The sequence below is a fragment of the Janthinobacterium sp. Bl 1 genome, assembly GCF_058215535.1.
The window spans coordinates 3,744,198-3,768,267 of the sequence record NZ_CM177086.1; the positions used below are offsets into that span (position 1 = coordinate 3,744,198).

Sequence of the window (24,070 nt, forward strand, 5' to 3'; positions counted from 1 at the left end):
GGTTTTGGCTTTTCGTTCGGAATACGGGAAGAACCGATTTTTTCCCGCCACTTTCCAAGGATTTGCACCATGCCCCCTCGCCTGACCGCACCTGCGCACAAACTGCGTCCGTTCCCCCTCGCCGCCGCCATCCAGGCCCTCTTCCTCGCAGGCGCCGCCGTGGGCGCCGTCGCCGTCACGGCCCCTGCCGCCCACGCGCAGACGTTAGAGAGTACGCAAGCGAAGCGCCAGTACGCGGTCCCCGCCGGACCGCTGGAACGGGCCTTGACCACGTTCGCCAGCGCGGCCGGCGTCGAACTGTCGGCCGACGCGGCCCTGTTGCAGGGCAAGCGCAGCGGCGGCCTGGCGGGCAGCTACACGGTGCGTCAGGGTTTCGAGGAACTGCTGCGCGGCCAGGGCGTGCGCGTGGTGGCGGGCGCCAACGGCGCGTACGCGCTGCGGGCGGAGACTGCGCCGGCAGCCACGCCGGCCCAGGCCAGCGCCACCCTGCCCGCCATCACCATCAATGCCAGCAGCGAACGCGAAACGGCGACGGGTCCCGTGCGCGGCTATGTGGCGCGGCGCGCCGGCTCGGCCACCAAGACGGATACGGCCCTGAATGAAAACCCGCAATCCGTGTCGGTGGTCACGGCCGATGAAATCAGCGACCGCAATGCCGAATCGCTCGACGAAACCCTGCGCTACACGGCCGGCGTGACGCCGAACCAGCGCCCGCTGGGCAGCGACGATTCCTCGCTGCTGCGCGGCTTCACCATCGAGACGAACGGCATCCTGCAAGATGGCTTGCGCAATTCGGGCCGCACTTTTGGCGCCTCGATCGAGCCATACGGACTGGAACGCCTGGAAGTGCTGCGCGGCCCCGCGTCCGTGCTGTACGGGCAAATTCCGCCGGGCGGCATGGTCAACGCTGTCAGCAAGCGTCCCAGCGCGGATGCCGTGCGCGAAGTGGGAATTGAATATGGCAGCTACCAGCGCCGCCAGCTGAAAGCCGACGTGGGCGGCGCGCTCGATGCGCCAGGCGCCTGGACTTACCGGGTCGTCATGCTGGGCCGCGAAGCCCATACGCGGCTGGACCGCGACCGCGACAACCGCCTGTACTTCGCGCCTTCGCTTACCTGGCAGGCAGGCCCCGCCACGCGTTTGACCCTGCTGGCCCGCTACGAGCAGGACAACCAGCAGTACGCGTTTCCGAACCAGCTGCTCGTGCCTGGCCCGCGCGGCCAGGTCGCCCCAAGTGTGAACCTGATGGGCGACGATAACCGCTTCAAGCGCCGCAATACCATGCTGGGCTACGAGTTCGAGCACACATTCAACGATACGTGGTCGCTGCGCCAGAACCTGCGCTACACGCGCCTGAAAAACGACCGCACGGACATGTTCCCCTGCGGCCTGAATGACGACGGCACGGTGGAGCGCTATTTCATGCCTGTCGATACGGCGTCGAAAAGCCTGTTCGCCGACACGCAGCTGCAGGCGAAGTTTGCCACGGGCGGCCTGACGCACCAGGTGCTGCTGGGCGTCGACTACGCGAACATCCGCAACACGGACGACTACCGCCACCAGCGGGGCTTCATCGAGCCGATCGACCTGTACCAGCCCGTGTACGGCAAGCAGCCCCTGGTGCCGGCCAAGGCGCCCACGCGCGCCGAAGCGCCGTCGCGCCAGCTGGGCCTGTACGCGCAGGATCAATTGAAATGGGACCGCTGGGTCGTCACGGCCGGCCTGCGCCGCGACAAGGCCACGCAGTCGCGCGACGTCACCGATCTTAATAGCGGCGCCATCAAACCCGACTTCCACCAGTCGCCATCGGCCACCACAGGCCGCGTGGGCGCCGTCTACCTGTTCGATGGCGGCTGGGCGCCGTATGTCAGCTACGCCACCTCGTTCTCGCCCGAACTGGGCATCACGGCCAACGGCGACGCCTTGAAGCCGTCGCGCGGCAAGCAGTTCGAGGCGGGCGTGCGTTACGAGCCCGTGGGCCAGCGCGCCAGCTACACGGCGGCCGTGTTCGACCTGGTACGCGACAACGTCACCACGTCCGACATCGGCAACCCGGGTCGCCTGCAGCAAACGGGCAAAGTCAGGTCGCGCGGCGTGGAACTGGAAGCGCGCACGGAGTTCGCCAGCCGTCTGAGCCTGATCGCCCAATACACCTACCTCGATACGGAAGTCAGAAAGAGCAATAACGGCGACCTGGGTTTGCAGCAAGCGGGCGCGCCGCGCCACAGCGCCTCGGCCTGGGCCCGCCAATCGTTCACGCTGGCCGGCAGCCTGCCCGCGTATGCGGCGCTGGGCATGCGTTTTCTCGGCGCCATGCGCTCGAACTCCGACGGCGAAAACCTGAACATCCGCAATGGCGGCATCACGCAATGGGATGCGGCGCTGGGCGTGTCGCGCGGACCGTGGCAATTCGCCCTCAACGTCAACAATGTGCTGAACAAGCAAACCCTGTATGACTGCGGCTACCTGCCCAACCTGTGCTACCGCAATGCGGAGCGCACGGCCAACGTCAGCGCCATGTACCGCTTCTGATGCCATCGCTGCACATGCGCCCCGTCCTGGCGGCGCTGCACCGCTATGCCGGCCTGCTGATGGCCGGCTTCCTCATCGTCGCTGGCGTCACGGGCAGCGCGCTCGCGTGGAAGGATGAACTGGAGGCGGCCATGCTGCCCGCCGTCTTCCGCGTGGCGCCGCCCACGCCTGGTGCGGCGCCGCTCGACGCCCTGCTGCTGCGCGAGTCCGTCGCCACGCGCTTTCCCCAGGCCCAGGTCAGCTACGCGCCGCTGTCCGCGCCGGCCCGCCACAGCATGGTGTTCTACCTGCGCCAGCCCGACGACGCCCCGCTGGCCAGCAACGAAGTGTTCGTTGATCCCTACACGGGCGCGATCCTCGGCCAGCGCCGCTGGGGCGAAATCAGCGAGGGTGCCATCAACCTGCTGCCCTTCATCGAGCGTCTGCATTACGCGCTGGCGCTGGGCGACACGGGCTTGCTGATGTTCGGCCTGATCGCCATCGTGTGGACGCTCGACTGCTTCATCGGCGCCGCCCTGACCTTCCCCGCGCGCCTGAAAAAACGCTCGCCGGGGACGAAACCGTGGCTGCTGCGCTGGCGCCCGTCATGGCTGCTGCGCCGCAACGGCGGCAGCTATAAACTGGTGTTCGACCTGCACCGCGCGGGCGGCCTGTGGCTGTGGGCCATGTTGCTGGTGTTTGCGTGGAGCGGCGTCGCCTTCAATCTGTACGGCGCCTATGCGGCCGTCATGCATCCGCTGTTTGCCCACCAGGGTGCCGAGGAAGTGGTCGCGCGGCACACGCCGTCGCCGGGGCCGCAGCTGGACTGGCCCGCCGCGCGTACGCAGGGCCGCCAGCTGATGGACGCGCTGGCGCGCCAGCACGCATTCACCATCATCGAGGAAAACGCGCTGGCCTACGAACGCGCGCTGGGCGTGTACAGCTACAACGTGCGCAGCAGCCGCGACGTGCGCGCCCACAAGGGCCTGACCACCGTCTTTTTCGATGCGGCCAGCGGCCGGCAACTGGCCACCTGGCTACCCACGGGTGCAGCGAGCGGCGACACCATCCGCAGCTGGATCAGCGCCCTGCACATGGCCTCGATGTGGGGCTGGCCTTTCAAACTGTTCATTTGCGCCATGGGCGTGCTGGTGGCGGGCCTGAGCGTGACGGGCGTGCTGATCTGGCGCCGCAAGCGTCAGGGGCAAGCCAGGGCCAAAGCGCTAAGTCATTAGTCAGGGAAAGCCGATGAAGGCCACTGGCACTGCCGGCGTCAGCCACACGCCATTGTCGGACACGTAAAACACGTGGCCCTGCGCCAGCATGGCGGCCGCATCCACCGTCAGCACGACGGGCTTGCCATGGCGCGCGCCGACGGCCACGGCCGTTTCGCGATTACTGGACAGGTGCACGTGGTTGCGCGCGCCTGCCAACAAACCGCCGGCGCGGATCGCCTCGACAAAGCGGCTGGCCGTGCCGTGGTACAGCACGGCGGGCGGCGTGGACGGCGGCAAGCCGATATCGACGGCGGACAGCGAATGCCCCTGGTTGGCACGGATGCGCAAGCCGTCGGCACTGATCGCGTAGCGCGTCTTGCTGTCGCGCGCCACCACCTCATCCAATTGTTCACGGGAAAGGCGGTGGCCATGTTGGGCCGCCAGCGCCAGTAGCTGGCCGATGTCGGCCCAGCCCTGGGGATCGAGCGCGAGGCCGATTTTTTCGGGCGCGTGGCGCAGTATGAGGGAAAGAAATTTGCTGGTATTTACCAAATGATCTGTCATGCCGCAGTGTAGCCTTGTCAGAACGCATATGACAAGGTCAGGCGCACGGAGCGCGGCTCCACCGGGTGGAAATGCCGGTCGTTCACCCCATCAGCCCCTTCACCGGGCAGGCGCGAGGCATAGTAATAATCGATGTCGCTGGCGCGCTTGTCGAACAGGTTGAATACGTCGAGCGAGACGCGCGTCTTGCGGTTGAGCTGGTAAGCCACGCGCGCGTAGGCTAACGTCGTCGAGGCCGAGCGCACGCTGTTGTCCTCGATCAGCGGACGGGGGCCGAAGTAACGCAGCTGGACGGCGCCCGACCACGGGCCCTGGTCCGTCACGGTCACGCCGAACGAGGCTACCTTGTCGATGGAGCCTGGAATAAAATTGCCGGCCGGATCATTTTCCGTATAGCGCGAGCGCGAAGCGGCCAGGTCCAGGTCGAACAGCAGCCACGGTGCGGCAATGTAGTGGTTGTTCCACTCGATACCGTGGCGGCGGCTGGCGCGGCTCGCCTCCGTCTCGCCCGCGTCGCCGACGAACAGCAATTCCGACGCGATGTCGAGGCGCCACAGGGCCAGCGAGCTTTGCAGGCCCGGCAACCATTCCGTGCGCGCGCCCAGTTCCATACCCTTGGTCGGCACCAGCGGCGTGACGGGCGTGGATGGCGTGCCGTCGGGCAGGCGCCTCTGCGTCGTGCCGCGCGCATCGTTGCTGTGGAACCCTTTTCCATAGTTCACGAAGAATTCCGTCTTGCTCCACGGCCCAAGTATCAATGACAGTTTCGGCGACACCACGTGGTCGTTCGCCGAGCCGCTGTTGCCGTCTATGCTGCTGTCCACCTTGAAACGGTAGGCGTCATAGCGCACGCCCGCCACGGAGCGCAGCCACGGCAGCCATTGCACCGTGTTTTCGCCGAAGAGGCCGATGCTGCTTTCGCGCACCCGGTCTTCGCGCACCGTGCTCTGCCGCACGCGCTCCACCGTGTTGTACAAGCCCACGGGCGAGAGCCGGTCGACACGCGCCTGCACGCCCAGCTTGTTGCGCAGGGGAAGACCGAACAGCTCCATGGTCCAGCTTTCGCTGGCGTTCACGCCGGCCACCGTGCGCCGCTCGCTTTGCTGGAACTGGTCGCCCTGTTCCGGATCGGCAAGGAAATAAGTGAAGTCGCTGTTGAGTTCCAGCTGCGAGCGGATCAGGTAGGCGTCGAGCTCGAACAGCCGGTTGTCCGTGCGCTTGCGCATCGCGTACGACAGGCTGTAGCGCGAGGTGTCGCCGCCATCGCTGGGCGCGAGGCTGCCAAAGCGGCCGATCTGGCCCGATTCCACGGCGCGCAGCGGCACCTGGTCGGTGGCGTTCCAGCTGTTTTTATAGGCCATGCCCGTCACGCTGAAACCGTCGTCCGGCGTGCCCTGGCTGTAGCGCAGCACGCCGCTGTATTTACGCACGCGCTCCGGCACGTCCCAGGGACCGTTATTGCGGTGCACTTCCAGGCCGACCAACAAGGTGCCTGGCCCGGCAGACAACGAATCGGCGACGACGCCGCGCACATAACCGTGCTGGCCGACGGAGACGCTGGCCTGGCCTTGCGGCAATTTGTCGGCCAGGCGGATGCGGGCGCTGCCTGCCGAGGCGAAATCGCCTTCGCCGGCGAAATACGGCCCCTTCTTGTAATCGATGCGCTGCACCAGCTCGGGAATGAGGAAATTGAGGTCGGAATAGCCTTGCCCGTGCGCATGCGTGCGCATATTGACGGGCATGCCATCGACATAGGTGGCGAAATCCGTGCCATGGTCGAGATTGAAGCCGCGCAAGAAATACTGGTTGGCCTTGCCGTCGCCGCTGTGCTGGGTGACGATCAGCCCGGGCACGAATTCCAGCAATTCGCCCGTGCGCAAGGCGGGCCGGTTGACAATCAACTCAGTAGTGATGACGCCCTGGCTGGCCGCATCCGACGTGCCGACGGCGTTGTCGTAGTGGCCAGTCACGCGCACGGTGCGTGTTTCATCGGCAACTGGAGCCGCCTCGGACTGGGCCTGGGCCGCCGCCTGGCGCCCCAAGCCCAGCAATGCCAGCGCACAAGCTGCTACCAGTTTGCGTTTTCTCAATCGCATCGCGTCTCCAGTTTTTATGATGTCAGTATGGGTCCAGGGCTTGGTCTAGCCTACCGGATATATACGCGGCCGGCTGCTTGTTTGGATTCAGCATTTTTCAAGGAGCGACCGTGGAACTGAGCGACAGTGCCGGCAAGGCAACGAAAACCGCCGCCGCGGCCGTGCGCAAGCGCGATGCGCTACCCTACATCCTGCTGTTCATCCTGCTGGCGGGCTTGCTGGCCGTGATGGCGGGCGCCCTGCTGCCGCCCTACTACCAGGCCGTGCCGGCCCTGCTGTGGAGCCTGGGATTTTGCGTCAGCGGCATGCTGCTGGGCTTTTTGTTCGGCATCCCGCGCAGCCTGCCCTCTGGCACCGTCAGCGCCGCACCGCCCGACGAGCGGAACAATGGCAAGAGCCGTCCCACGGACGAGCCACCGGCCGCAGGGACCGACACGGCGGCCGCCGCCCCCAGCAATACGCTGTTCCTGGGCACGCCCACGCCCATGGAAATCAATTCGAATCTGGTGGAAGTGTCGGACTGGCTGACGAAAATCATTGTCGGCGTGGGCTTGATCGAACTCAAAAGCCTGCCTGGCAGCGCACGCAGCATGGCCGCCTTCATCGCGCCCAGCCTGGCCACGGATACGGCCACGGCGATGGCGGTGGTGGGCGGCATCATGCTGTTCTTTTCCGTGCATGGTTTCCTGATCGGCTACCTGCTCACGCGCATTTACCTGTCCATCATGATCAAGCGGGCCGACAGCATGGTCAAGAACGAATCCGTGCGCCTGGAGAGCGGCAAGGAAATCGAGGTGACGGAACTGAGCCGCTTGCAGCAAAAGTCGCTCGATGACATGCAGGAAGCCGTCACGCAGCTGCTGCTGGCCTACCCGCCCGATGGCGGCGCGGCCGTCACGGCCCTGGCCGGCGTGCCGACGGGGCAAAAGCCGTCCAGCCTGGTGCTGTGGCTGGACGACCATCCGCGCAACAATACCTTGCTGGTGGAACAGCTGGAACGGGAAAACATCAAGGTGGACCAGGCCGTGTCGACGCGGCAGGCGCTGGCCATGCTGCAACAGAAACCGTATGCGCTGCTGATCACGGACATGGCACGGGTGGAAAACCGCCGGCGCATCAAGGATGCGGGCGTGCGCACGGTGCGCGAAGTGCGCCAGACCTTGCCGGAACTGCCCATCGTCGTATATTGCAGCAAGGATACGGTCGCCAGCTACGGCACGGAAGCGCAGGCGGCAGGCGCCCGTTTCATCACCACGTCGGGCACCAGCCTGCTGGCGGCAATCAACAAGTTACTGCATGAGCAACGCGAGGATGGCGCTCAGCCACCGGCGTAGGCATAGCTGCCCACGTAATGGAGTGAACTGCGCTGCGGGTGCGACAGCTGGTTTGGCGCAAACACGCAGACGGCTGTGTCGGCCAGCACGCCCTGCCCATCCGCGTCCGCGCACGCCTGCGCCAGCCAGCTGTCGGGATACGACACGCCATCAAGCAACTGCGCCAGCGGCGCGGGCGACGCCAGCATGGTGCTTTCAAAACAAGCCGGCTCATAACACGTGAGGCCCGTTTCCAGGATGAATGGCGATGGCACGGCATCGCCATCCTCCGTGTACGTGGGCGACAGGTAGGCCTGCAGCGCCTCCCAGCTGGGGAAACGGCCGCTGCCGGCAAACACGTGGACGATGGGCAAAGTATTGGCCAACTACAGCTTCTCCATCTTTTGCCGCACGGCCGGCGCCGTGGCAGCCGTCGGCGCCAGTTCCAGATAGGTTTTATAGGCGGCTTTCGCCTTGGCCGCATCGCCGGCCTTGGCATACGCGTCGCCCAGGTTCAGATAGGCAATGGCGCGCGACGGGTCCATCTTGACCGTGTTTTCAAACCAGCGGGCCGCTTCGCGGTATTTTTCCTGCTTGTAGAACACAAAGCCCAGGTTATTCGCCGCCAGCGCGAAATCGGGACGCAGTTTCAACGCTTCCGTAAATTGCGCTTCCGCCGCCGCATACTGTTTCTCCTTGTACAGCTGCAAGCCACGGTCGTTGGCCCGCTGCGCCAGCTGGCGCGTCGAGCTCGGCACGGCGCCCGGCGTGACGATCTTCTGTTCGCCGCCTTGCAAATCCTTGACCGTCACGCTGGCCGCCGCCGGCTTGGCGTCGAGCTTGCTGTTCAGGGCAATGGCTTCCGTCGACAGCTGCGTCGTGTTCGGGCTGAGGAATTCCGTCTCGCCCGGCAATTCGAAGACGAAGTCGCCCCCTTCCGAACCGGGCAAGCTACCGAACGCGGGCGTCTGGTTCGACACGCTGGACACGGCAGGCGCCACATAGGCCGCCAGTTCCGTCGCCGTGATCAGGCCGTCGCCGTTCAGGTCGCCCTTGCCCGCCAGCCCTTGCAGCAGGGTCCACGTGAACACGGAGTGGCCGTTCGGCCCGCCATCGGCCACCAGCTGGTCGCCGCCGCCGGCCGTCAGCATTTGCCGGCCTATGCGCTTGGCATTGTCGCGCAGGAAGGAGCTGGAACCGGCGCCACGCGTCAGGCCCAGGCCGCTATAGCAGGCATCCATGACGAAGAACGCGTGCTTGGCCGTCAGGGACTCCGCGATATTCTGAATTTCCGTCATCGGGATCGCATCCGTGGCGAACTGCGCCGGGTCGGAGTCGACGGGCACGATGTAGCCGAGGTCGCGCCCGGAGCTCAACTTGCGCGTGGCGCCGTGGCCGGCGAAGAAGACGAAGATGCGGTCATTCTTTTGCACGCCGCCATGGGCCAGCTTGTCATGGAAGGCGGCCAGGATGTTGTTGCGCGTCGCTTCGCCATTCTTCAAGGTCACGACACGCTCGGGCGCGAACGCAAATTTCTCGATCAGGGTTTCGCGGATGCCTTGCGCGTCGCGCACCGCATATTGCAGTTTCGGCCACTTGGCGTAATCATCGATGCCGATCACGACGGCCCAGGAATTGGCGTAACCGGTGGTGACGGGCACTTTTTCCGGCGCGGGCGCCGTGCTTTTCGCCACCTGGAAGCTCGTGCCATCCCAGCCTGCGAATTGATAGCCTTCGGCGATCAGCTTGTCGAGCACGGCCGGCAGGGCTTTGACCGTGCGTTCGTGGATGTCGTGGAACAAGATGATGCCGCGTCCCGCCTTGTCGACGGACGCCAGCACCCGGTTCGTGATGGAACTGGGCACGGGGTCGGCCCAATCCAGCGAATCGATATTCCACATCACGGATTTCAGATGGGCATCGGCCAGCGCGGCCATGCCTTCGCTGTTGCGCGCGCCATACGGAAAGCGGAACAGCGCGGCGCGCTCGGGGCTGATGGCTTTCAATAACGTGTCGGTGCCGAGGATTTCGCCCTTCAGCTTGTCGCCCGTCTGTTTCGATAACTGTGCGTGGCTGAAACTGTGGTTGCCCACGGCATAGCCCTCTTTCATCAGCTTGCGGCTCACTTCCGCGCCCGCGTTCAGCTTGGCGTGGCCTTCCGCATCGAGGCGAACCGAGTTGCGGCCCACGTTGAAGAACACGGCCGGCACGCCATATTGTTTCAAAATGGCGCTGATTTCTTCCGTGTAGCGGCGGTGCGGGCCGTCGTCAAAGGTCAGCACGATGGTTTTCTTCGGCAAACCGAGGCCAAAGATTTCCGCCTCATCTTTTTTTGGCGCCGGCTTGGCTTCCGGAATGGAACCGGCCGGTGGCACGGTGTAAGGCACGACGATGCCGTTTTCCTTCAAAATCTGCTCGCGGCTGTAGAGTTTTTTCAGCTGCGCCACGTAATCGTCCCACCGTTCTCGCTTGAGCTCGATGGCGCGCTGGCCCAGGTTGCCGAAGATCTGCCGGATTTCCTTCTCGTAATTGCGCTCGATCTCGCCCAGCGCGTCGAGGTCTTCGGAAATGCGTTTGTGCAGCTTGATCGCCGGCAAGGACGAGTCTTTCGCCACGTCGGCCAGCATGCTTTGCAGCAGCTCGCGAAACGCCAGGCGGTCCGCGTCGTACAGGCCGGGATCGGATTCGATATACGTCAACAGGCTGTCGAGCGCTTCGAAGCGGCCCGGATTGGTGGGCGCCGTCAGCTGGTCGAGCGCGGCATCGAGCTTGGCGATGCGTTCCTGGTTTTCATGGAACAGCGCCTGCCCCACCTTGCGGGCTTCGTCGCGCGCGCCTTCGGGCAAGCTTTGCTCGTCGGCCAGCAGCACGATGATCTTGCGGAAATTGCCCAGCAAGTCGCGGAACTGGCTGGCTACGGCGGCCGTATCGACGGTGGACTGGGGCGCGGCGGCCGGGCTGCCCGAGGCCGGGGCGCCTGGCGTGGCGGTGGCGGCTGGACGGGTAAACGTGTAAATGCCCGCCCCAGCGGCGAGCGCCACGACGACGGTGGCGGCGATCTTGATCGGCTTGGAAGTCACAGGCTTGTCATTCCCTTCACATACTATGCATAGAATTCAGATGGCGCGGATGCGCAGATGCATAATTGTAAAGCACGCCTGGCACATGCTCAGCCCGCACGCTGAATTTCGGCAATAATATGACGGCAAACCTCAGCGAACGTACGAAACGGAAAGACGATGCACAAGAAACTCTGCGCCGCGGCGCTGATGCTGGGCGTGGCCCTGATGCTGCTGCAACTGCGCGCGCATGCGGGCGACGACGTGGTCAATGTGGCGGGACGCGTGTGCTTGCCGCACTGAACCACGCCCCACGCTGGCGCTACACCTTGGCCGGCTCCCAGTAATTGGCCAGGCCCAGCTTTTTCAAGCCTGCCGCCACGAAGCGCGGTTCCAGCAATTCCTCCGCCGTCAAGGGCTGACGGATCAGCTTTTGTTCCTGCGCAAACGCCAGCACCCGGCGGTAATGGCGGTACACGGCGTCGTCGTACAGGGGCGACCAGCGCTCCTTCCACTGCAGGCCCGGATCGTCGTAGCTGCGCCGCACCACGCTGTCGGGCGTGCCGTTGCGCGTGCCATCCTTGATGATCGCTTCGCGGTTGCCATCGAGCGCCGCCCAGTGCTGGGCCCGCAGCCAGGCCGTGGCCACCAGTTCGGCGATGTCGGGATGGGCTTGCGTAAAGTCGCGCCGCGCCCACAGTTCCGCCCGCATCTTGCGTTCGGGCAGCCCCTTGCTGGACCAGATGATGCGGCCGATGCCCTTGTCTTCCAGCGGATAGCCATTGATCATGAACAAGGCGTCGACGGCACCCGTGGCCAGCGCGGCCGTGCCAGGCTTCAAATCCATATTGATCAAACGAAAATCCGTGGGCGACATGCGCTGGTCGGCGATCAGCTGGCGCAAGCCCAGTTCCCACGGCCGGCCCCGGTGCACGCTGATACGCTTGCCCTTCAGCTCGGCCAGGGACGTGGCGCGCGAACTGGTAGGCACCAGCAGGAACTGGTCCGTGCCCCGCCCCGCCGGCACGATCACCTGCGTGCGCACGCCGCCCGCGTTGAGGATGACGGACGGCAAGTCGCCATACGCTGCCATGTCGATGCGGCCGCTGGCGAACGCTTCATTCATGGTCGCGCCCGTGTCGCCCGTGACGGGCAGCCATTCCAGCCGCACGCCCCGTTGCTTCAGTTCGCGCGCCAGCCAGCCTTCCTGCTGTACCCGGTAAGCGATGCCGCCCAGTTCCGCCTTGCCGTTTTCCGCAAAACCCGTCGAGGCGATGCGCAGGGCCGCCGGCGGCGCCCCCGTCCCTTTCGCTGCCGACACCGCCGACACCGCTTGTCCCGCCAGGGGCAGCAAAGCCAGCCCGCCCATCACCGTGCGTCGCCGCATCGCATTCTCCTCATCATCGAACATGGCCACTGTTGACGTGCTTCCCGCTCAAGCCGCCCGGCGCGTCTGCGCCAGCGCCGCTTCGAAAGGACGCGGGTCGATCCAGGCGCGCACGTCGACCTTGCTGGGCAAGAAATTCCAGCGGAACAAAAAGTCGCTGAAATCCTGCAAGCCGGCAACCGACGTTTCCGCCAGGTCCGTATCCAGGCGCAGATGCGCATCCTTGCCATACGCCACTTGCACCCAGTGCTCGCTGGCATTCGATTCGCGCGCGAGGAAACGCCGTGTCTCGTCCGCATGGCCGCGCGCCCACGCTTCGGCCCGCAGCACCTGGTCGACCAGGGTCACGGCGGAATTGAAATGCTTGTCGAGCAAGTGCGCATCGACGCTCAGGGTGCGCGGCGTGCCGTTGTTGGCGCGGATCAGGGGTTCCGGATGAATGCCCGTGTCGATCACCGTATGCAAGCCGAATTGCTGCGCCAGCTGCGCGGCCGAGGCGCCTTTCAGGAAGATGGCGTCCACCTCGCCCCGCAGCAGCCCCAGCAGTTCTGGACTTTGGCCGCCGCGCCGCGCGCCGCTGAACAGATTCGTCGCCGCGCCCTGCTCCGGCGCCGTTTCGCTCTGGCCCGTGTTGACCACATAATCGACCAGTTCCACGTCAGCCACAGCCAGCCCTTCCAGGCTCAGCGCATTTTCCAGCCCGCGCAGGGCTTGCGCGCGCGCAAAGTCGATCTGCGCCTTGGCCCATAAGGGCAAGCCGAAGCGCCGGCCTTTCAAGTCGCGCACGGTGTGGATGCCGCTGCCGGGCAAGGTCAATATCAGCTGCGTCTCGTCCGACCACGACAGGCCGATCACGCGCGTCTCGCGTCCCGCCGCGCGCGCCCACAGGGCGGGAATGTTGCCGCCGTGACGCACGGAATTCTGCAAGGTATGGTCGAAATGCGATTCGCGCACGGCTTCCTGGTCCGATTCGCGCAGCGAGCGCAAGCTGGTGCCGTCGGCGCGCAAGGCTTCTTCCAGCCAGCCTTGCTGCAGGGCTATCCCCAGGCCCGTCGGAACGGGGCAGCGCGTGTACCACAGGGTATCGAGTGTGTCATTGCTCATGGTGTATCTCCAGAGTGGGTGGACCAGTCAAAAAGGAAACTACAGCGCCATCCTGCGCGCCCATTCATTGCCATCCCACAAGCTGCTGGGGTGTTCCTCCTGCGCCACGGGCGCATGCGATTCGTCGAGGTCGCTGAAATCCGCATGCAAGCCATCGCGGATGGACACAAAACCGGGCGAGCCGCGCTGGCGCGGGTGGGCCAGCGGCACGTCCTGCACCCGGCGCACCTTGCCCGGACGCGCGTCGAGCACGACGATGCGGTCGGCCAGATAGACGGCTTCATCGATGTCATGCGTGACCATCACCATGGTGATGCCCTCGTCTTGCCACAGGCGGCGCAGTTCCTGCTGCAAGCGCAAACGGGTCAGCGCGTCGAGCGCACCGAGCGGCTCGTCCAGCAGCAACACGTCGGGCCGCCCCACGAGAGCGCGGGCAATCGCCGCCCGTTGCGACATGCCGCCCGACAATTGATGCGGGTAGGCATCCGCATAGCCATCGAGGCCCACGCGCGTGATTTCCGCCGCCACGCGGGCTTCCCGCTCGGCCAGCGGCACCCTGGTATTGCTGAAGGCCACGGCCACGTTCTGCTGCACCGTCAGCCAGGGAAACAGGCGGTGATCCTGGAACACGAGACCCCTGTGCAGATCCGTGCCACGGATCGGCACGCCATCGTGCAGCAGCAAGCCCGTGTAATCGCTGTCCAGGCCCGCCAGCAGGCGCAGCAAGGTGGATTTGCCGCAGCCGGACGCGCCCACGATGGCGACGAATTCGCCCGGGGCGATGGTCAGCGAAATATCGTCGAGCACGGGCAGCGGCGCGCCTTTTAGCGAAAACGACTTGCTCACGTGCTGCACTTGCAAGCCGCCGCTCAGGTGCTGCTGTTGCGGCGACAAGGCCGAAGGGGAAACGAAATCATTCATGGCGCACTCTCTGCGGTGGGGGCGAGGGAAGGAATGGCGGCGGGCGGCGCCCGGCGCAGCCAACGGCTGCCGTGGAAAACCAGCCAGGCGGCCAGCCACGGAGCCAGCCAGATCAGGAATACATTGCGCAAGCCCGTCAGGTCGGCCAGGCGGCCCGCCGCCAGCGCGCCAGCCGTGCCGCCCACCATGCCGAACAGGGTCAAGTGGGCCGAAACCCTGGCCTTGTCGACGGGCGCGCGGGCGATATTGTCCGTGTTGACGAGGTTATTCACGCCCAAGCCCAGGCCCAGCAGTACGGAGGCCGCCAGGTAGGCGATGCTGTTGGGCCACAGGCCGAGGATCAGCAAGGCGGCCATGATGGCCAGATGGGCGCCGCCATACAGTTGCTCGCGGTGACGGCTGGCCAGCACGATGCGCCCCAGGAACAGCAGCACCAGCACGCAGCTGAGTCCCTGCACGGCCATCAGCCAGACGGAATGATGCGCAGGCCAGTGCAACACGCGGATGGCCAGCAAGATGGAAAACACGCCCACGCTGGACGCCGTGAAGCTGGCGAGAATTTCAAACAGGTACGTCACGCGCACGACGGGCAGGCGCAGCAGTTCGCGCAGGCTGGCCGCTCCGGGCACGGCAACATGGCCTTCCAGCTTGCGCGGCGCCGTATTGCTGGGTAACACTTGCCAGCCCAGCACGGCCAGGATGGCGAACATCAGGGCGGAAATCAAGAAGCCCGCCTTCAGCCCCAGCTGCGCGATCAGGTAGTTGCCGCACAAGGGCCCGAGGAACTGCATGCCCAGGATCAATGTGCCCTTGTACCAGCCCGCCTTGCCCTGCCCCAGTTCCGGCAAGCGCACAAGGAAGACCGTGCTCATGGCTACAATGCGCAGCGAGATGCACAGGCCAACCAAGAACATCAGCAAGGCCACCCATTGCCAGCCGGGCAGCCACGGCAGCACGCAAAAAGCCAGCGCCAGGCTCAGGCTCACTCCCGCATACAAATGCTTGGGATTACCGCGCGACAAGATATAGCCGGCCGGAATGGTCCCGAGCGCCATGGCCAAGGTTTCCGCGCTGCTGATCGCGGCCAGCTGGAAATTGCTCACGTGCAGGTGCAAGCCCAGCAAGGTAGCCAGCACCTTGTTCATGCCGATGGTCACGCCCGACAGCAGGGTCAGGCCGATAAAGCGCAGCAAGAAGGCGCGCAGCTCCCCTTCGCGCGCGCTGGCGGCCGCGTCTGGCTGGAATGGCAACGATTCACTCACTGCTGCGCCCCTTCACCAGCAGGCGCGCGAGGCGCGCAAACGCCACGTTCATCGCTTGCGCCAGCAAGGCGATCACGAGCACGGCCAGCAAGACGACGTCCATGCGGCCCGACACTTCGCCATTGAGCAGCAAGGAACCCATGCCGGGGCCAGCCGAAAACAGCAGTTCGCCGCCCAGGCAAGCGAGCCAGGCAAACGCCAGCGCATGCGTGACGCCCGTCACGATGGCCGGCATGGCGCCCGGCAACAGAATCTGGCGCAGGGTCTGCGTGCGCGTCAGGGTCAGCACCTGCCCCACTTCGCGCAAGCGCCCTTCCACCTGGCGCATGCCCGCATACGTGTTGAGCACGGTCGGGTAAAAGGCGGCGATGGCGATCACCAGCAGTTTGGCGCCATCGCCATTGCCCACCCACAGGCCCAGCAGGGGAATCAGGCCCAGCAGCGGGACTTGGCGGATGCTGTGGAACAGCGGGCCGATCAGCCGGTCCGCCAGCGGCGACTGCGCCATCAGCGCGCCCGTGACGATGCCGGCGCTGCCGCCCAGCAGCAAGCCGGCCAACGTCCTGCCCAGGCTGGCGCGCAAATGCACCCACAGTTCGCCCGTCAAGACCAGATCGCGCAAGCTGTGCGCCAGGTCGCCCAGCGACACGAAGATGTAGGCGGCCGCCGCACCCTGTCCTGAGGCCCACTGCCAGGCGCCCAGCAAGGCCAGCGGCAGCAGCGCGCCCTTGATGATCAATATCAAACGCTGCTTCATTCTGCGACTCCCTTACCATTTCCGTTACGTTTCCAGCGCATCAGCCACGCTTCCAGCGCGTAGCAGAGCCGGTCCAGCCCAAAGCCGATCATGCCCGTCAGCACCACGCCCACCATCACCACGTCGAGGCGGAACATTTGCCGGCCCATTTCCATCATCTGGCCCAGGCCGCTGTCTGCGGCCAGCAATTCCGCACCCACCAGCACCATCCACGAACGCGACAGGGCGATGCGCATGCCCGTCAGCGCGGCCGGCACGATGGCGGGCAAGACGATCAGGCGGATGCGCTGCCAGCGCGAAAAGCAATACACTTGCGCCACTTCAAAATAGCGCGCAGACAGGTTGCGGATGGCGTCATGCACGGCCAGCGCGACGATAAAGAAGCTGGCCTTGGCCACGATAAACACCTTGAAACTCTCGCCTATGCCGAACAGCAAGATAAACAGGGGAATCAGGGCCACCGTGGGCAGCTGGCGCAAGACATTGAACGTGGGATCGACATAGCTGCGCAATCCCGGCGACAGGCCAAGCAAGACGCCAAACGCCAGGCCCGCGCTGGCGCCCAGGCCGAAGCCGGCCAGCAGGCGGAACAGGCTGATGCCCAGGTGCTGGCCCAGTTCGCCGCTGTCGGCCAGGTCGCGGGCCGTCAGCAGCACTTGCCATGGCGACATCAAGATGTGCGCAGGCATCCATTCGAAGGTGGTGGCGGCCGTCCACAGCAGCAGCAAGGCCAGCGGCGAGGCCCACACGGACCAGGGCGAACGCACGAAGCGCTGCAGCAAAGGAACAGAGGCTGCACGCGCTGGCGCAGAGGCGCGCGGCAAGGCGATAGTCAAGGAAGTCATGGCGCCCAGTAAGTTTGCAATTTCAGCTGCGCCAGCGCCTGGTTGACGAACTGGGGCGCGAACAGGCTGTCCACTTGCAGGGGCCGCGCTATCAGGCCCGCGCTCTTCGCATACGCCGCCTCGCCCACGTAATGCTGGCGCAGGCTGGCCGTAAACAACGGCGACCAGCGCGCCTGCCACGGCGTATGGTCGCCCGCCAGTTCGCGCCGCACCACGCTTTCCACCTGGCCTGCGGCCGCCTCGGTGCGCACATACTCATCTTCGCCACCGGCGCCGGCGGCCCGGTGGTGCTCGCGCACATAGGCCGTCACCACGAGCTGGGCCAGCTGCGGATAGCTTTTCAGAAAGCCGCTGTCGGCCCACAGCTCGGCGCGCATCTTCCAGTCCTGCGGCGGCGCCTTGCTGGCCCAGATGATCTTGCCGACCTTTTTATCCTCGAGCAAAAAGGCGTCGCTGAGGGTAAAAAAGGCGTCCGCGCCACCCGTGGCCACGGCCGCCGCGCCCGCCTGTGGATTGAGGTTGAGAATCTTGACGTCGCGCAAGCTCATGCCGTTCGCTTCCAGCAGGCGCGCGAACGGGTATTCCCACGGCCGGCCACGGTGCAGGGCGATCTTCTTGCCCTTCAAGTCCTTGATCGACTTGGCCGTGGAGCCGTTCGGCACCACCAGATAGGTGTTATTGGTGCTGCCGCCGGGCAAGATCAGCCGCGTCTGCAAGCCCGAGGCATTGGCGATAATCGATGGCAGATCGCCATACTGGGCCAGGTCGATCGAATGGTTGGCAAAGGCCTCGTTGACCTGCGTTGCCACGGAATTGGTCGTGACGGGCACCCATTCCAGCTTTACGCCCAGCTTGCCCAGTTCGGCCGCCAGCCAGCCTTGGGAGGCCACCTGGGCGGCCGAGCCGGCAAACACGGTCTTGCCGGACGGCGCCGTGCGGGCCACGACGGCGATGCGCACGGCGGCCGGCAGCGGCTCGGCCGCCGCCGCAATCGTTGGCGCCAGCAGGCTGGCCGCCAGGGCGGTAGCGAGTACTTTGCGCCAGTTCAAACGTAAGAATTGCAATGACATCGTGGGCCTGTTCTTGAAAGGGTTACACGAGGTCGGTGGCAGGCAGCAGAGACAAGGCGCGCGCCGTGTCGATCAGCTTGCTCATCTTCCATTGCTGGAGCAGCACGCCGGGGCCGAAGTCGCGCGAACCGCCGATGGCTTCGGCCGCGATCTGTATCTGCGCGCCCTCTTCCAGCAGCAGGATGAATTCGGCCAGCTTCAGCAAGCCCTGCTTGCCCCACACGGTGGCGCCGCCATTCGCTTCCAGGATGGCCGTCGCATGCGTATTGCGCGCGATTTCGCCGAGGATGAAATCGACTTCCGGCTGGCGGCGGTCGATATAGATGGGAATTTCGCGGATCAGCTGAAAGCGCTGCACGGGCACGTAGCGGATCGGCAGGGTGCGGTGCGTCTGCGCCCACGCGCCCAGGGACGGCGAATGCACGTGCGAGATCGACGTCACCTCGGGCCGTTCGCGGAACAGTTTTAAGTAACGCGCGCCGCCGTTGTTCGCGTCGCCCACGATCACCGTGCCATCGAGCGCCAGCACGGCCGCCTTCAATGGCTGGCCGCGGCGGAACGGGCCCGGATCGTTGACCACCACGACCTTGTCGCCGCCAGGTGTGCGCTCGACAAAGCCCACCGTGCCGTTGGCCGTCAGGCTGCCCGTCTCGCGCAAGCCGTCGAAGGCGATCTGCGCGTCGCGCCGCACCTGCTCGACGAAGGCCAGTTCGGTCGCCGTCAGATCCTGCGCCTGTACTTGTTGTGCTTCCGCTTGTGCCACGTCCGTCATGTCATGCTCCATTTGGTTGGGTTGGAATACGGGTCAGTCATGCCTCTACTTTCGCAAGACGCGTGCCAGCGCCGGGGCCGCGAAAATGGTGAAGCGCTGCTGCCTGCGCAACAGCGGCTGCTGGCGTGGCAGCAGCGTTGTGGAAGCGCGCTGTCGGCAAGCCAGCAAGCGGCGCGGGCACGTTTCCTGCACGGCTCAAGGCTCCACCCATCACCAAGGAATCCCATGACTACCGCACCATCTCCCGCCGTCGATACCGTCTGGTTCACCCGCTGCCCCGTGCCCACGGCGACGGGCCTGGCCTACAAACTGGGCTGGCTGGACGAGGAATTCGCCCGCGACGGCATCGCCCTGAAAACCCTGCAGGAAGTGGGCGGCGAACTGGCGCGCCACCATTACGACCACGGTCTGTCCACGCTCGTGCGCGAAGGCGGAAACCTGCTGGCCCTGCCCGCGCGCGCGCAAGGGGCGCCCACGCGCCTGATCGGCCTGACCTGGATCGATGAATGGCAAGCCATCCTCGTGCGCCCCGGTTCCGACATCACGACGCCGGCGCAGCTGCAGGGCAAGCGCCTGGCGCTGCCAGCGTTTCGCGCCGAGGACTTGCGCGAAAACCGGCGCGGGCGCAGCATCGCACGCGGCATGAGCCTGGCCGGCTACAAGGGCGTGCTGGCGTCGGCCGGCCTCACGCTCGATGATGTACGGCTGGTGGAAGTGGGAGCCGACGCCCAGGCATCGGCCAATCTCGGCGCGGGACTGTGGCAAGGCATCGCGCCGCTGCTGCGCGGCGAAGTCGACGCCGTCTACGTGAAAGGCGCGGCGGCGGCCGAAGCGGCCCGCGCGGCGGGACTGGAAGTGGGGATCGACATCGACGCCCTGCCGGACCGGCGCTTCCGCGTGAACAACGGCACGCCGCGCCCGATCACCGTGCATGAAACCATGCTGGAACAGCATTTCGAACTGGTCGTGCGCTTCCTGACGCAGACACTGCGCGCCGCGCACTGGGCCCGCAGCCACCAGGCCGACGTGCTGGCCATCCTGCAGGGCGAGACGCGGGCCGGCGCCAACGCCGTGGCGGAAGCTTATCGGGATGGCTTTCATCTGGCCCTGGCGCCCGACCTGTCCGATGACAAGGTGGCGCTGTTCCGCCAGCAAAAGGATTTTCAGCTGCAGCACGGTTTTCTTGACCGCGACGTGGATATCGAGAGTTGGATCGACCGGCGGCCGCTGGAGGAGGCGCAGCGCAGGCTGGAGGCGCTGCTGCGGGTGGCGGCTTGATGCGGTAGTGGTGTTGTCGGCTTACGCTGCGCTAAGCCGGCCTAACGCTGCGCTAAGCCGACCTACCGCTGCGCCAGGCCGGCCTACCTGATCAAAAAAATGGCCGGCGAGTTTGCCGGCCTTCACATCAATCAATCTCCATCAGAACTGGATCGTGTACGACGCGCCCACCGTGCGGCCCTGGCCGATGATGACGGTGTCGCCGTTGACGGCGCCAGGCACGAAACTGGTCAAGGTGTGGTTGCGGTAGACCTTGTCGGCCAGGTTGTTCGCATACGCCGTGATGCGGTGCTTGCTGCCCGGGAGCACATACGACAGGCGCGCATTGGCCAGCGCGAAACCGCCCTGGTTCAGCAGGTCGCGCGTGGCGTTTTGCGGGTCGACATAGTAGTACTGCTTCGATGTGTAGCGCACGTCGCCGCTGAAGACCAGCTGCGCGCCATTGCCCAGCGGGTAGCGGTAATCGGCCGCCAGCAAGGCCGTCACGTGGGGCGAGCGCACGAATTCATTGCCGGAGCGATCGCCGCCATTGTTCTGGATGGCGAAATCGTCGAATTCCGTGCGCAGCAGGCCGATATTGGCGTTGATGTGCAGGTTGTCCGTCGGCTGCGCCTCGATCTCGAATTCCGCGCCATTCACGTGAGCCTTGCGTACGTTTTGCAGGTAATTGACGCTTTGCGTGGGGTCGCCGTTGTACACGCCCGTGATATTGACCTGCACGTTCTTGTAGTCATAGTGAAAAACGTTGGCGTTGAAATTCAAACGCCCGTCCAGCCATTCCGACTTGATGCCCGCCTCGAACGAGTTCAGGGTTTCCGGCTTGACCGTGTTCAGCGCCCGCACGTCCGTGGCGCTCGTGTTGTAGCCGCCCGACTTGATACCGTGCGCGTATTTCAGATAACCGCGCAAGGTGCGGCTGAAGCGGTATTCGGGTGTCACGTCATATGTCAGCGCATTCCACGTGGTCGAGGGATTCGACGTGAAGTTGTTGTTGGCGACCGAGGCGGCCGCGTAATTGCCACCCCGGACCGTGTTCCACCAGCTGGCTGCGTCGCCAAACGTCACCGTATTCGATGCGGCCTGCACGCGCTGCAAATCGAGGTCCTTGGTTTCCGTCGTCCAGCGCAGGCCAAAGGTGGACAGGAACTGTTCGCTGAAGTTGACGGTCGTGCTGCCGAAGATGGCCGCGCTGCGCGCCTTGTGCTGGTAGATCGTGCGGTTGTAGCCGACAGGCTGGGTGCTGCCCGCCAGCGCCGGCACGGTGCCGTTGGGCAGGCGCGCGCCGGCCGAATCGGAATCGATCTTTTCATTGAAGTAGAACAGGCCCGCCACCCAGCTCACGGCGCCGTTTTGCGGCGACGTCAGGCGCAGCTCCTGCGACACTTGCCGGCTGCTGGCCTTCGAGCGGCTGCGGCCCACTTCCAGCGGCGTGTTGTCGCTGTCGCCCGTCGCTTCGTTCCTGAAATTTTCATAGCCCGTGATCGACGTCAGGGTCAGCTCGCCCAGCGCATATTCCAGGTTCAGCTGCGCGCCGCCCTGCTTCACGTCGCTGTCGGCCGGCGCGTTCGTGCTCACGTCATCGGGATTGGTGCTGGGGATGTAGCCATTACGGTAGACGCCATTGGCGCCATAGCTGGCCACCGTCGTGGTGGCGCCCTTGGTCGTGTAGTCGCGGTAATGCAGGTTCAAATTGGCCGTCAGGTCGCGCCCGATCAGGGCCTTGAGCTGGCCGCGGATGGCGCTGTCCTTGAGTTTTCCATCGCGCTCGCCCGTAAACTGGTTCTGGAAGCGGCCCTTGTCCTGCTGCTCCGTGTGGAAGGACAAGCGCCCCGCCAGCACCTCGTCGACGAGCGCGCCGCCGATGGCCCCTTCGGCCAGCTTGGTGTCGTAGCTGCTGTAGTCAAGCTTGGCGTAGCCGCTGGACTTGAACGAAGGCTTGCGCGAAATGACGTTGATGGCGCCGCCCGTCGTGTTCTTGCCCCACAGCGTGCCTTGCGGGCCGCGCAGCACTTCCACCCGGTCCAGGTCGAACAAGGGAAAGCCCGTGGCGCTGGAATTGCTGATGTAGACGTCGTCGAGATAGAAGCCGACGGGATTCGGGAAATCGATCTGCTGCTGGCCCGCGCCGACGCCGCGTATCCACCAGCGGGGGCGGCCATGCTGCTGCGTGCCGGCCGAGGCGTTCGGCACGTAATTGAGGATTTCGCTGGCCGAGCGGCCGATGCCCATGTCGAGCAGCTCCTTGCCACCGAGGACCGTGATCGCGCTCGGCACCTTCTGCGCCGATTCCTCGCGCTTTTGCGCCGTCACCGTTACCGATTGCAGGGAGGCGCCCTCGCCCCCGCCGTTCGCGTCGGCCGCGGCAATGACATCGGCGCCAGGCGCCTCGGCATGGACCATGCTGGAAGCGAGCATCAGGCCGCCGATGGCGAAGGCCGAGCGCAGCGCGCGGCGCACCGGCGTCAAATGAAAGGGGAAAGAAGAAACGGCGGCGGGGGCAGTCGAACGGCGCATGGGTGATTATCCTTGAGTAAAGTCAAAACGCGAGATGGTGATGACCTGTATTGCAAGGCGCATGCCCGCTGCCGCAGCGCAGCAAAAAACAGCTCAAGTGCTTGATTTAAAAGGAAGACTATCATCATGATAGTGCTGTTGATTTGGCAGCAGCGGCGCTGCCGCGTGCTGCCTGCGCGACAGCAGGCGGTGGTGCTGCTGTCGCGGCAACAGGGATACGATCAGGCAGCGCGCAAGAGCGCGGACGTGTGTCCGCGCACGAGCGGCAGCACTTCCTCGCCCACCCGGTACGCTTCTTCCAGATGCGGCGTGCTGGCCAGGATGAAGGCATCGGCGCCCAGTTGCACCAGTTCGTCGAGGCGTTCGGCCACTTGCTGGTAGCTGCCGACGATGCCCTGCGTCTGCCCGCCGCGCAGCAGGTTGAAGCCGGACCAGATGTTCGGCGCCGTGATCAAGTCCTTGTAGCTGTTCAGGGTCGTCGGGCGGTTGCCCCGCTGGCGCGCCGCGCCCACGGAATCGCCGCCATCGGCGCCGAGGAACTGGCGCAGGGTCGCGGGATCCACGGCGTCAAAGCCCTTGCGCACTTCGTCCCACGCTTCTTCTTCCGTGGCGCGGGCCACGATATCGACGCGCACGGCGCATTTGATCTTGCGTCCCAAGAGCGCCGTCTTTTCATGCACGCGGGCGAATTTCTCGCGCAGCTGCTCGAACGGTTCCAGCCACGTCAGGTAATAATCGGCGTGTTTCGAGGCCGACCCGAGGGCCGCGTCCGAAGATCCCGAAAAATAAATCTCGGGGAAGTCCTGCTCCGACAGCGGCGTGGCCAGGCCCGCGTCTTCTACTTGGTAGAACTTGCCCTGGTAGGAAAACGGCCCGCCGCGCCACACGCCGCGCACCACGTCGAGAAATTCCGTCGTGCGGGTGTAGCGGTCGTCGTGGCCGGCCGAATCGCCCCACCACAGCTGCGCCGGACCGCCGCCGCCCGTGATCACGTTGTACAGGGCGCGGCCGCCCGTGGCCCGCTGCAGGCTGGCCGTCATGCGCGCGGCCACCACGGGATTCAAAAAGCCGGGCTGGAACGGGATCATGAAGCGGAAGGTGCTCGTCTCGCGCGCCAGCAGCGCGGAAATGGCCCACGGTTCGTCCGTCATGGGGAAAGACGGAATCAAACCGCCCTGGAAGCCCGACAGCTCGGCCGCGCGGGCGATCTCCGCCAGATAGTCGATATAGGTAAAACCATCGGCGCCGCCGCCACCGAGGCCGGCCTGTCGCAGGTTGTCATTGCCGGGAAACCAGTCGCCGCGAAACGGCGTGCGGGCGCGGTGCGAACTCGGTTCGCCATGCGTGGGGATGCGCCAGAAAAAATCGATTGCCATGTAGTGGTACTCCTTCAAATTAGG

Annotated in this window: 19 protein-coding genes; 5 read left to right on the forward strand and 14 right to left on the reverse strand. The window is 65.2% G+C overall.

What is annotated here, in order from left to right:
- Positions 1–69 precede the first annotated feature (69 nt).
- A complete protein-coding gene (locus tag AC4BCN_RS16745; RefSeq protein ID WP_490491291.1) occupies positions 70–2,532 on the forward strand; it encodes a TonB-dependent siderophore receptor in 2,463 nt (820 codons plus the stop codon).
- A complete protein-coding gene (locus tag AC4BCN_RS16750) occupies positions 2,532–3,746 on the forward strand; it encodes a PepSY-associated TM helix domain-containing protein (RefSeq protein ID WP_490491292.1) in 1,215 nt (404 codons plus the stop codon). Before AC4BCN_RS16745 ends, AC4BCN_RS16750 begins: the two co-directional genes overlap by 1 nt.
- Here AC4BCN_RS16750 and AC4BCN_RS16755 read toward each other — a convergent pair whose 3' ends face one another.
- Complete coding sequence (locus AC4BCN_RS16755) at positions 3,747–4,292, reverse strand: RNA 2'-phosphotransferase (protein WP_490491293.1); 546 nt, start codon at positions 4,290–4,292, stop codon at positions 3,747–3,749.
- A 17-nt stretch (positions 4,293–4,309) separates the two neighbouring features.
- The gene (locus AC4BCN_RS16760) at positions 4,310–6,388 is read right to left on the reverse strand and encodes a TonB-dependent receptor (protein WP_490491294.1); all 2,079 of its coding nucleotides are present in this window, start codon (positions 6,386–6,388) and stop codon (positions 4,310–4,312) included.
- Between the two features lie 110 nt (positions 6,389–6,498).
- Here AC4BCN_RS16760 and AC4BCN_RS16765 point away from each other — a divergent pair, with 110 nt between their 5' ends.
- Positions 6,499–7,722, forward strand: coding sequence for a response regulator (locus tag AC4BCN_RS16765; RefSeq protein ID WP_490491295.1), 1,224 nt, complete (start codon positions 6,499–6,501; stop codon positions 7,720–7,722).
- Here AC4BCN_RS16765 and AC4BCN_RS16770 read toward each other — a convergent pair.
- Positions 7,707–8,087 carry an immunity 22 family protein gene (locus AC4BCN_RS16770; RefSeq protein ID WP_128143098.1) on the reverse strand — a complete coding sequence of 127 codons (381 nt, stop codon included), beginning with the start codon at positions 8,085–8,087 and terminating at the stop codon, positions 7,707–7,709. The two genes, AC4BCN_RS16765 and AC4BCN_RS16770, sit on opposite strands and share 16 nt — an antisense overlap.
- The gene (locus AC4BCN_RS16775) at positions 8,088–10,781 is read right to left on the reverse strand and encodes a polysaccharide deacetylase family protein (RefSeq protein WP_490491296.1); all 2,694 of its coding nucleotides are present in this window, start codon (positions 10,779–10,781) and stop codon (positions 8,088–8,090) included. It abuts the gene before it with no gap.
- A gap of 159 nt (positions 10,782–10,940) precedes the next feature.
- Between AC4BCN_RS16775 and AC4BCN_RS16780 the strand changes: the two genes are divergently transcribed.
- On the forward strand, positions 10,941–11,063 hold the full coding sequence (locus AC4BCN_RS16780) for a hypothetical protein (RefSeq protein WP_256267169.1): 123 nt from the start codon (positions 10,941–10,943) through the stop codon (positions 11,061–11,063).
- 19 nt (positions 11,064–11,082) lie between these two features.
- Here the strand turns inward: AC4BCN_RS16780 and AC4BCN_RS16785 are convergent, their stop codons facing one another.
- The 8 genes from AC4BCN_RS16785 to AC4BCN_RS16820 are packed head-to-tail and all read right to left on the reverse strand — an operon-like array spanning position 11,083 to position 18,878.
- A complete protein-coding gene (locus AC4BCN_RS16785; RefSeq protein ID WP_181878106.1) occupies positions 11,083–12,147 on the reverse strand; it encodes an ABC transporter substrate-binding protein in 1,065 nt (354 codons plus the stop codon).
- 48 nt (positions 12,148–12,195) lie between these two features.
- Positions 12,196–13,251 (reverse strand): ABC transporter substrate-binding protein, encoded by a 1,056-nt coding sequence (locus AC4BCN_RS16790; RefSeq protein ID WP_128143095.1) that lies wholly within the window; start codon positions 13,249–13,251, stop codon positions 12,196–12,198.
- Between the two features lie 39 nt (positions 13,252–13,290).
- Positions 13,291–14,172 carry an ABC transporter ATP-binding protein gene (locus tag AC4BCN_RS16795; protein WP_490491297.1) on the reverse strand — a complete coding sequence of 294 codons (882 nt, stop codon included), beginning with the start codon at positions 14,170–14,172 and terminating at the stop codon, positions 13,291–13,293.
- Positions 14,169–15,434 (reverse strand): MFS transporter, encoded by a 1,266-nt coding sequence (locus AC4BCN_RS16800; RefSeq protein WP_490491298.1) that lies wholly within the window; start codon positions 15,432–15,434, stop codon positions 14,169–14,171. The genes AC4BCN_RS16795 and AC4BCN_RS16800 overlap by 4 nt, the downstream gene beginning before the upstream one ends.
- Positions 15,427–16,191 (reverse strand): ABC transporter permease, encoded by a 765-nt coding sequence (locus AC4BCN_RS16805; protein ID WP_490491299.1) that lies wholly within the window; start codon positions 16,189–16,191, stop codon positions 15,427–15,429. The genes AC4BCN_RS16800 and AC4BCN_RS16805 overlap by 8 nt, the downstream gene beginning before the upstream one ends.
- Positions 16,188–17,036 (reverse strand): ABC transporter permease, encoded by an 849-nt coding sequence (locus AC4BCN_RS16810; protein WP_490491300.1) that lies wholly within the window; start codon positions 17,034–17,036, stop codon positions 16,188–16,190. Before AC4BCN_RS16810 ends, AC4BCN_RS16805 begins: the two co-directional genes overlap by 4 nt.
- Positions 17,033–18,106, reverse strand: a complete 1,074-nt coding sequence (locus AC4BCN_RS16815; protein ID WP_490491301.1) for an ABC transporter substrate-binding protein — start codon at positions 18,104–18,106, stop codon at positions 17,033–17,035. Before AC4BCN_RS16815 ends, AC4BCN_RS16810 begins: the two co-directional genes overlap by 4 nt.
- Positions 18,107–18,128: 22 nt before the next feature.
- On the reverse strand, positions 18,129–18,878 hold the full coding sequence (locus AC4BCN_RS16820) for a class II aldolase/adducin family protein (RefSeq protein WP_128143089.1): 750 nt from the start codon (positions 18,876–18,878) through the stop codon (positions 18,129–18,131).
- Between the two features lie 225 nt (positions 18,879–19,103).
- Here AC4BCN_RS16820 and AC4BCN_RS16825 point away from each other — a divergent pair, with 225 nt between their 5' ends.
- Entirely contained in the window at positions 19,104–20,156 is a 1,053-nt protein-coding gene (locus AC4BCN_RS16825; protein WP_490491302.1) for an ABC transporter substrate-binding protein, read from the forward strand.
- Between the two features lie 141 nt (positions 20,157–20,297).
- On the opposite strand, the gene AC4BCN_RS16830 is transcribed toward AC4BCN_RS16825, so the two are convergent.
- Together AC4BCN_RS16830 and AC4BCN_RS16835 are read right to left on the reverse strand one after the other, a co-directional pair.
- Positions 20,298–22,670 (reverse strand): TonB-dependent receptor, encoded by a 2,373-nt coding sequence (locus AC4BCN_RS16830; protein WP_490491303.1) that lies wholly within the window; start codon positions 22,668–22,670, stop codon positions 20,298–20,300.
- A 221-nt stretch (positions 22,671–22,891) separates the two neighbouring features.
- Positions 22,892–24,046, reverse strand: a complete 1,155-nt coding sequence (locus AC4BCN_RS16835) for an LLM class flavin-dependent oxidoreductase (RefSeq protein WP_034755824.1) — start codon at positions 24,044–24,046, stop codon at positions 22,892–22,894.
- Positions 24,047–24,070 lie beyond the last annotated feature (24 nt).

What these genes read in the sequence shown, in the direction of transcription:
- AC4BCN_RS16785 (WP_181878106.1), bottom strand. Translation starts at nt 12,147, where the DNA reads ATGCGGCGACGCACGGTGATGGGCGGGCTGGCTTTGCTGCCCCTGGCG.
- AC4BCN_RS16745 (WP_490491291.1), top strand. Translation starts at nt 70, where the DNA reads ATGCCCCCTCGCCTGACCGCACCTGCGCACAAACTGCGTCCGTTCCCC.
- AC4BCN_RS16780 (WP_256267169.1), top strand. Translation starts at nt 10,941, where the DNA reads ATGCACAAGAAACTCTGCGCCGCGGCGCTGATGCTGGGCGTGGCCCTG.
- AC4BCN_RS16835 (WP_034755824.1), bottom strand. Translation starts at nt 24,046, where the DNA reads ATGGCAATCGATTTTTTCTGGCGCATCCCCACGCATGGCGAACCGAGT.
- AC4BCN_RS16795 (WP_490491297.1), bottom strand. Translation starts at nt 14,172, where the DNA reads ATGAATGATTTCGTTTCCCCTTCGGCCTTGTCGCCGCAACAGCAGCAC.
- AC4BCN_RS16805 (WP_490491299.1), bottom strand. Translation starts at nt 16,191, where the DNA reads ATGAAGCAGCGTTTGATATTGATCATCAAGGGCGCGCTGCTGCCGCTG.
- AC4BCN_RS16825 (WP_490491302.1), top strand. Translation starts at nt 19,104, where the DNA reads ATGACTACCGCACCATCTCCCGCCGTCGATACCGTCTGGTTCACCCGC.
- AC4BCN_RS16760 (WP_490491294.1), bottom strand. Translation starts at nt 6,388, where the DNA reads ATGCGATTGAGAAAACGCAAACTGGTAGCAGCTTGTGCGCTGGCATTG.
- AC4BCN_RS16810 (WP_490491300.1), bottom strand. Translation starts at nt 17,036, where the DNA reads ATGACTTCCTTGACTATCGCCTTGCCGCGCGCCTCTGCGCCAGCGCGT.
- AC4BCN_RS16815 (WP_490491301.1), bottom strand. Translation starts at nt 18,106, where the DNA reads ATGTCATTGCAATTCTTACGTTTGAACTGGCGCAAAGTACTCGCTACC.
- AC4BCN_RS16750 (WP_490491292.1), top strand. Translation starts at nt 2,532, where the DNA reads ATGCCATCGCTGCACATGCGCCCCGTCCTGGCGGCGCTGCACCGCTAT.
- AC4BCN_RS16755 (WP_490491293.1), bottom strand. Translation starts at nt 4,292, where the DNA reads ATGACAGATCATTTGGTAAATACCAGCAAATTTCTTTCCCTCATACTG.
- AC4BCN_RS16790 (WP_128143095.1), bottom strand. Translation starts at nt 13,251, where the DNA reads ATGAGCAATGACACACTCGATACCCTGTGGTACACGCGCTGCCCCGTT.
- AC4BCN_RS16820 (WP_128143089.1), bottom strand. Translation starts at nt 18,878, where the DNA reads ATGACGGACGTGGCACAAGCGGAAGCACAACAAGTACAGGCGCAGGAT.
- AC4BCN_RS16830 (WP_490491303.1), bottom strand. Translation starts at nt 22,670, where the DNA reads ATGCGCCGTTCGACTGCCCCCGCCGCCGTTTCTTCTTTCCCCTTTCAT.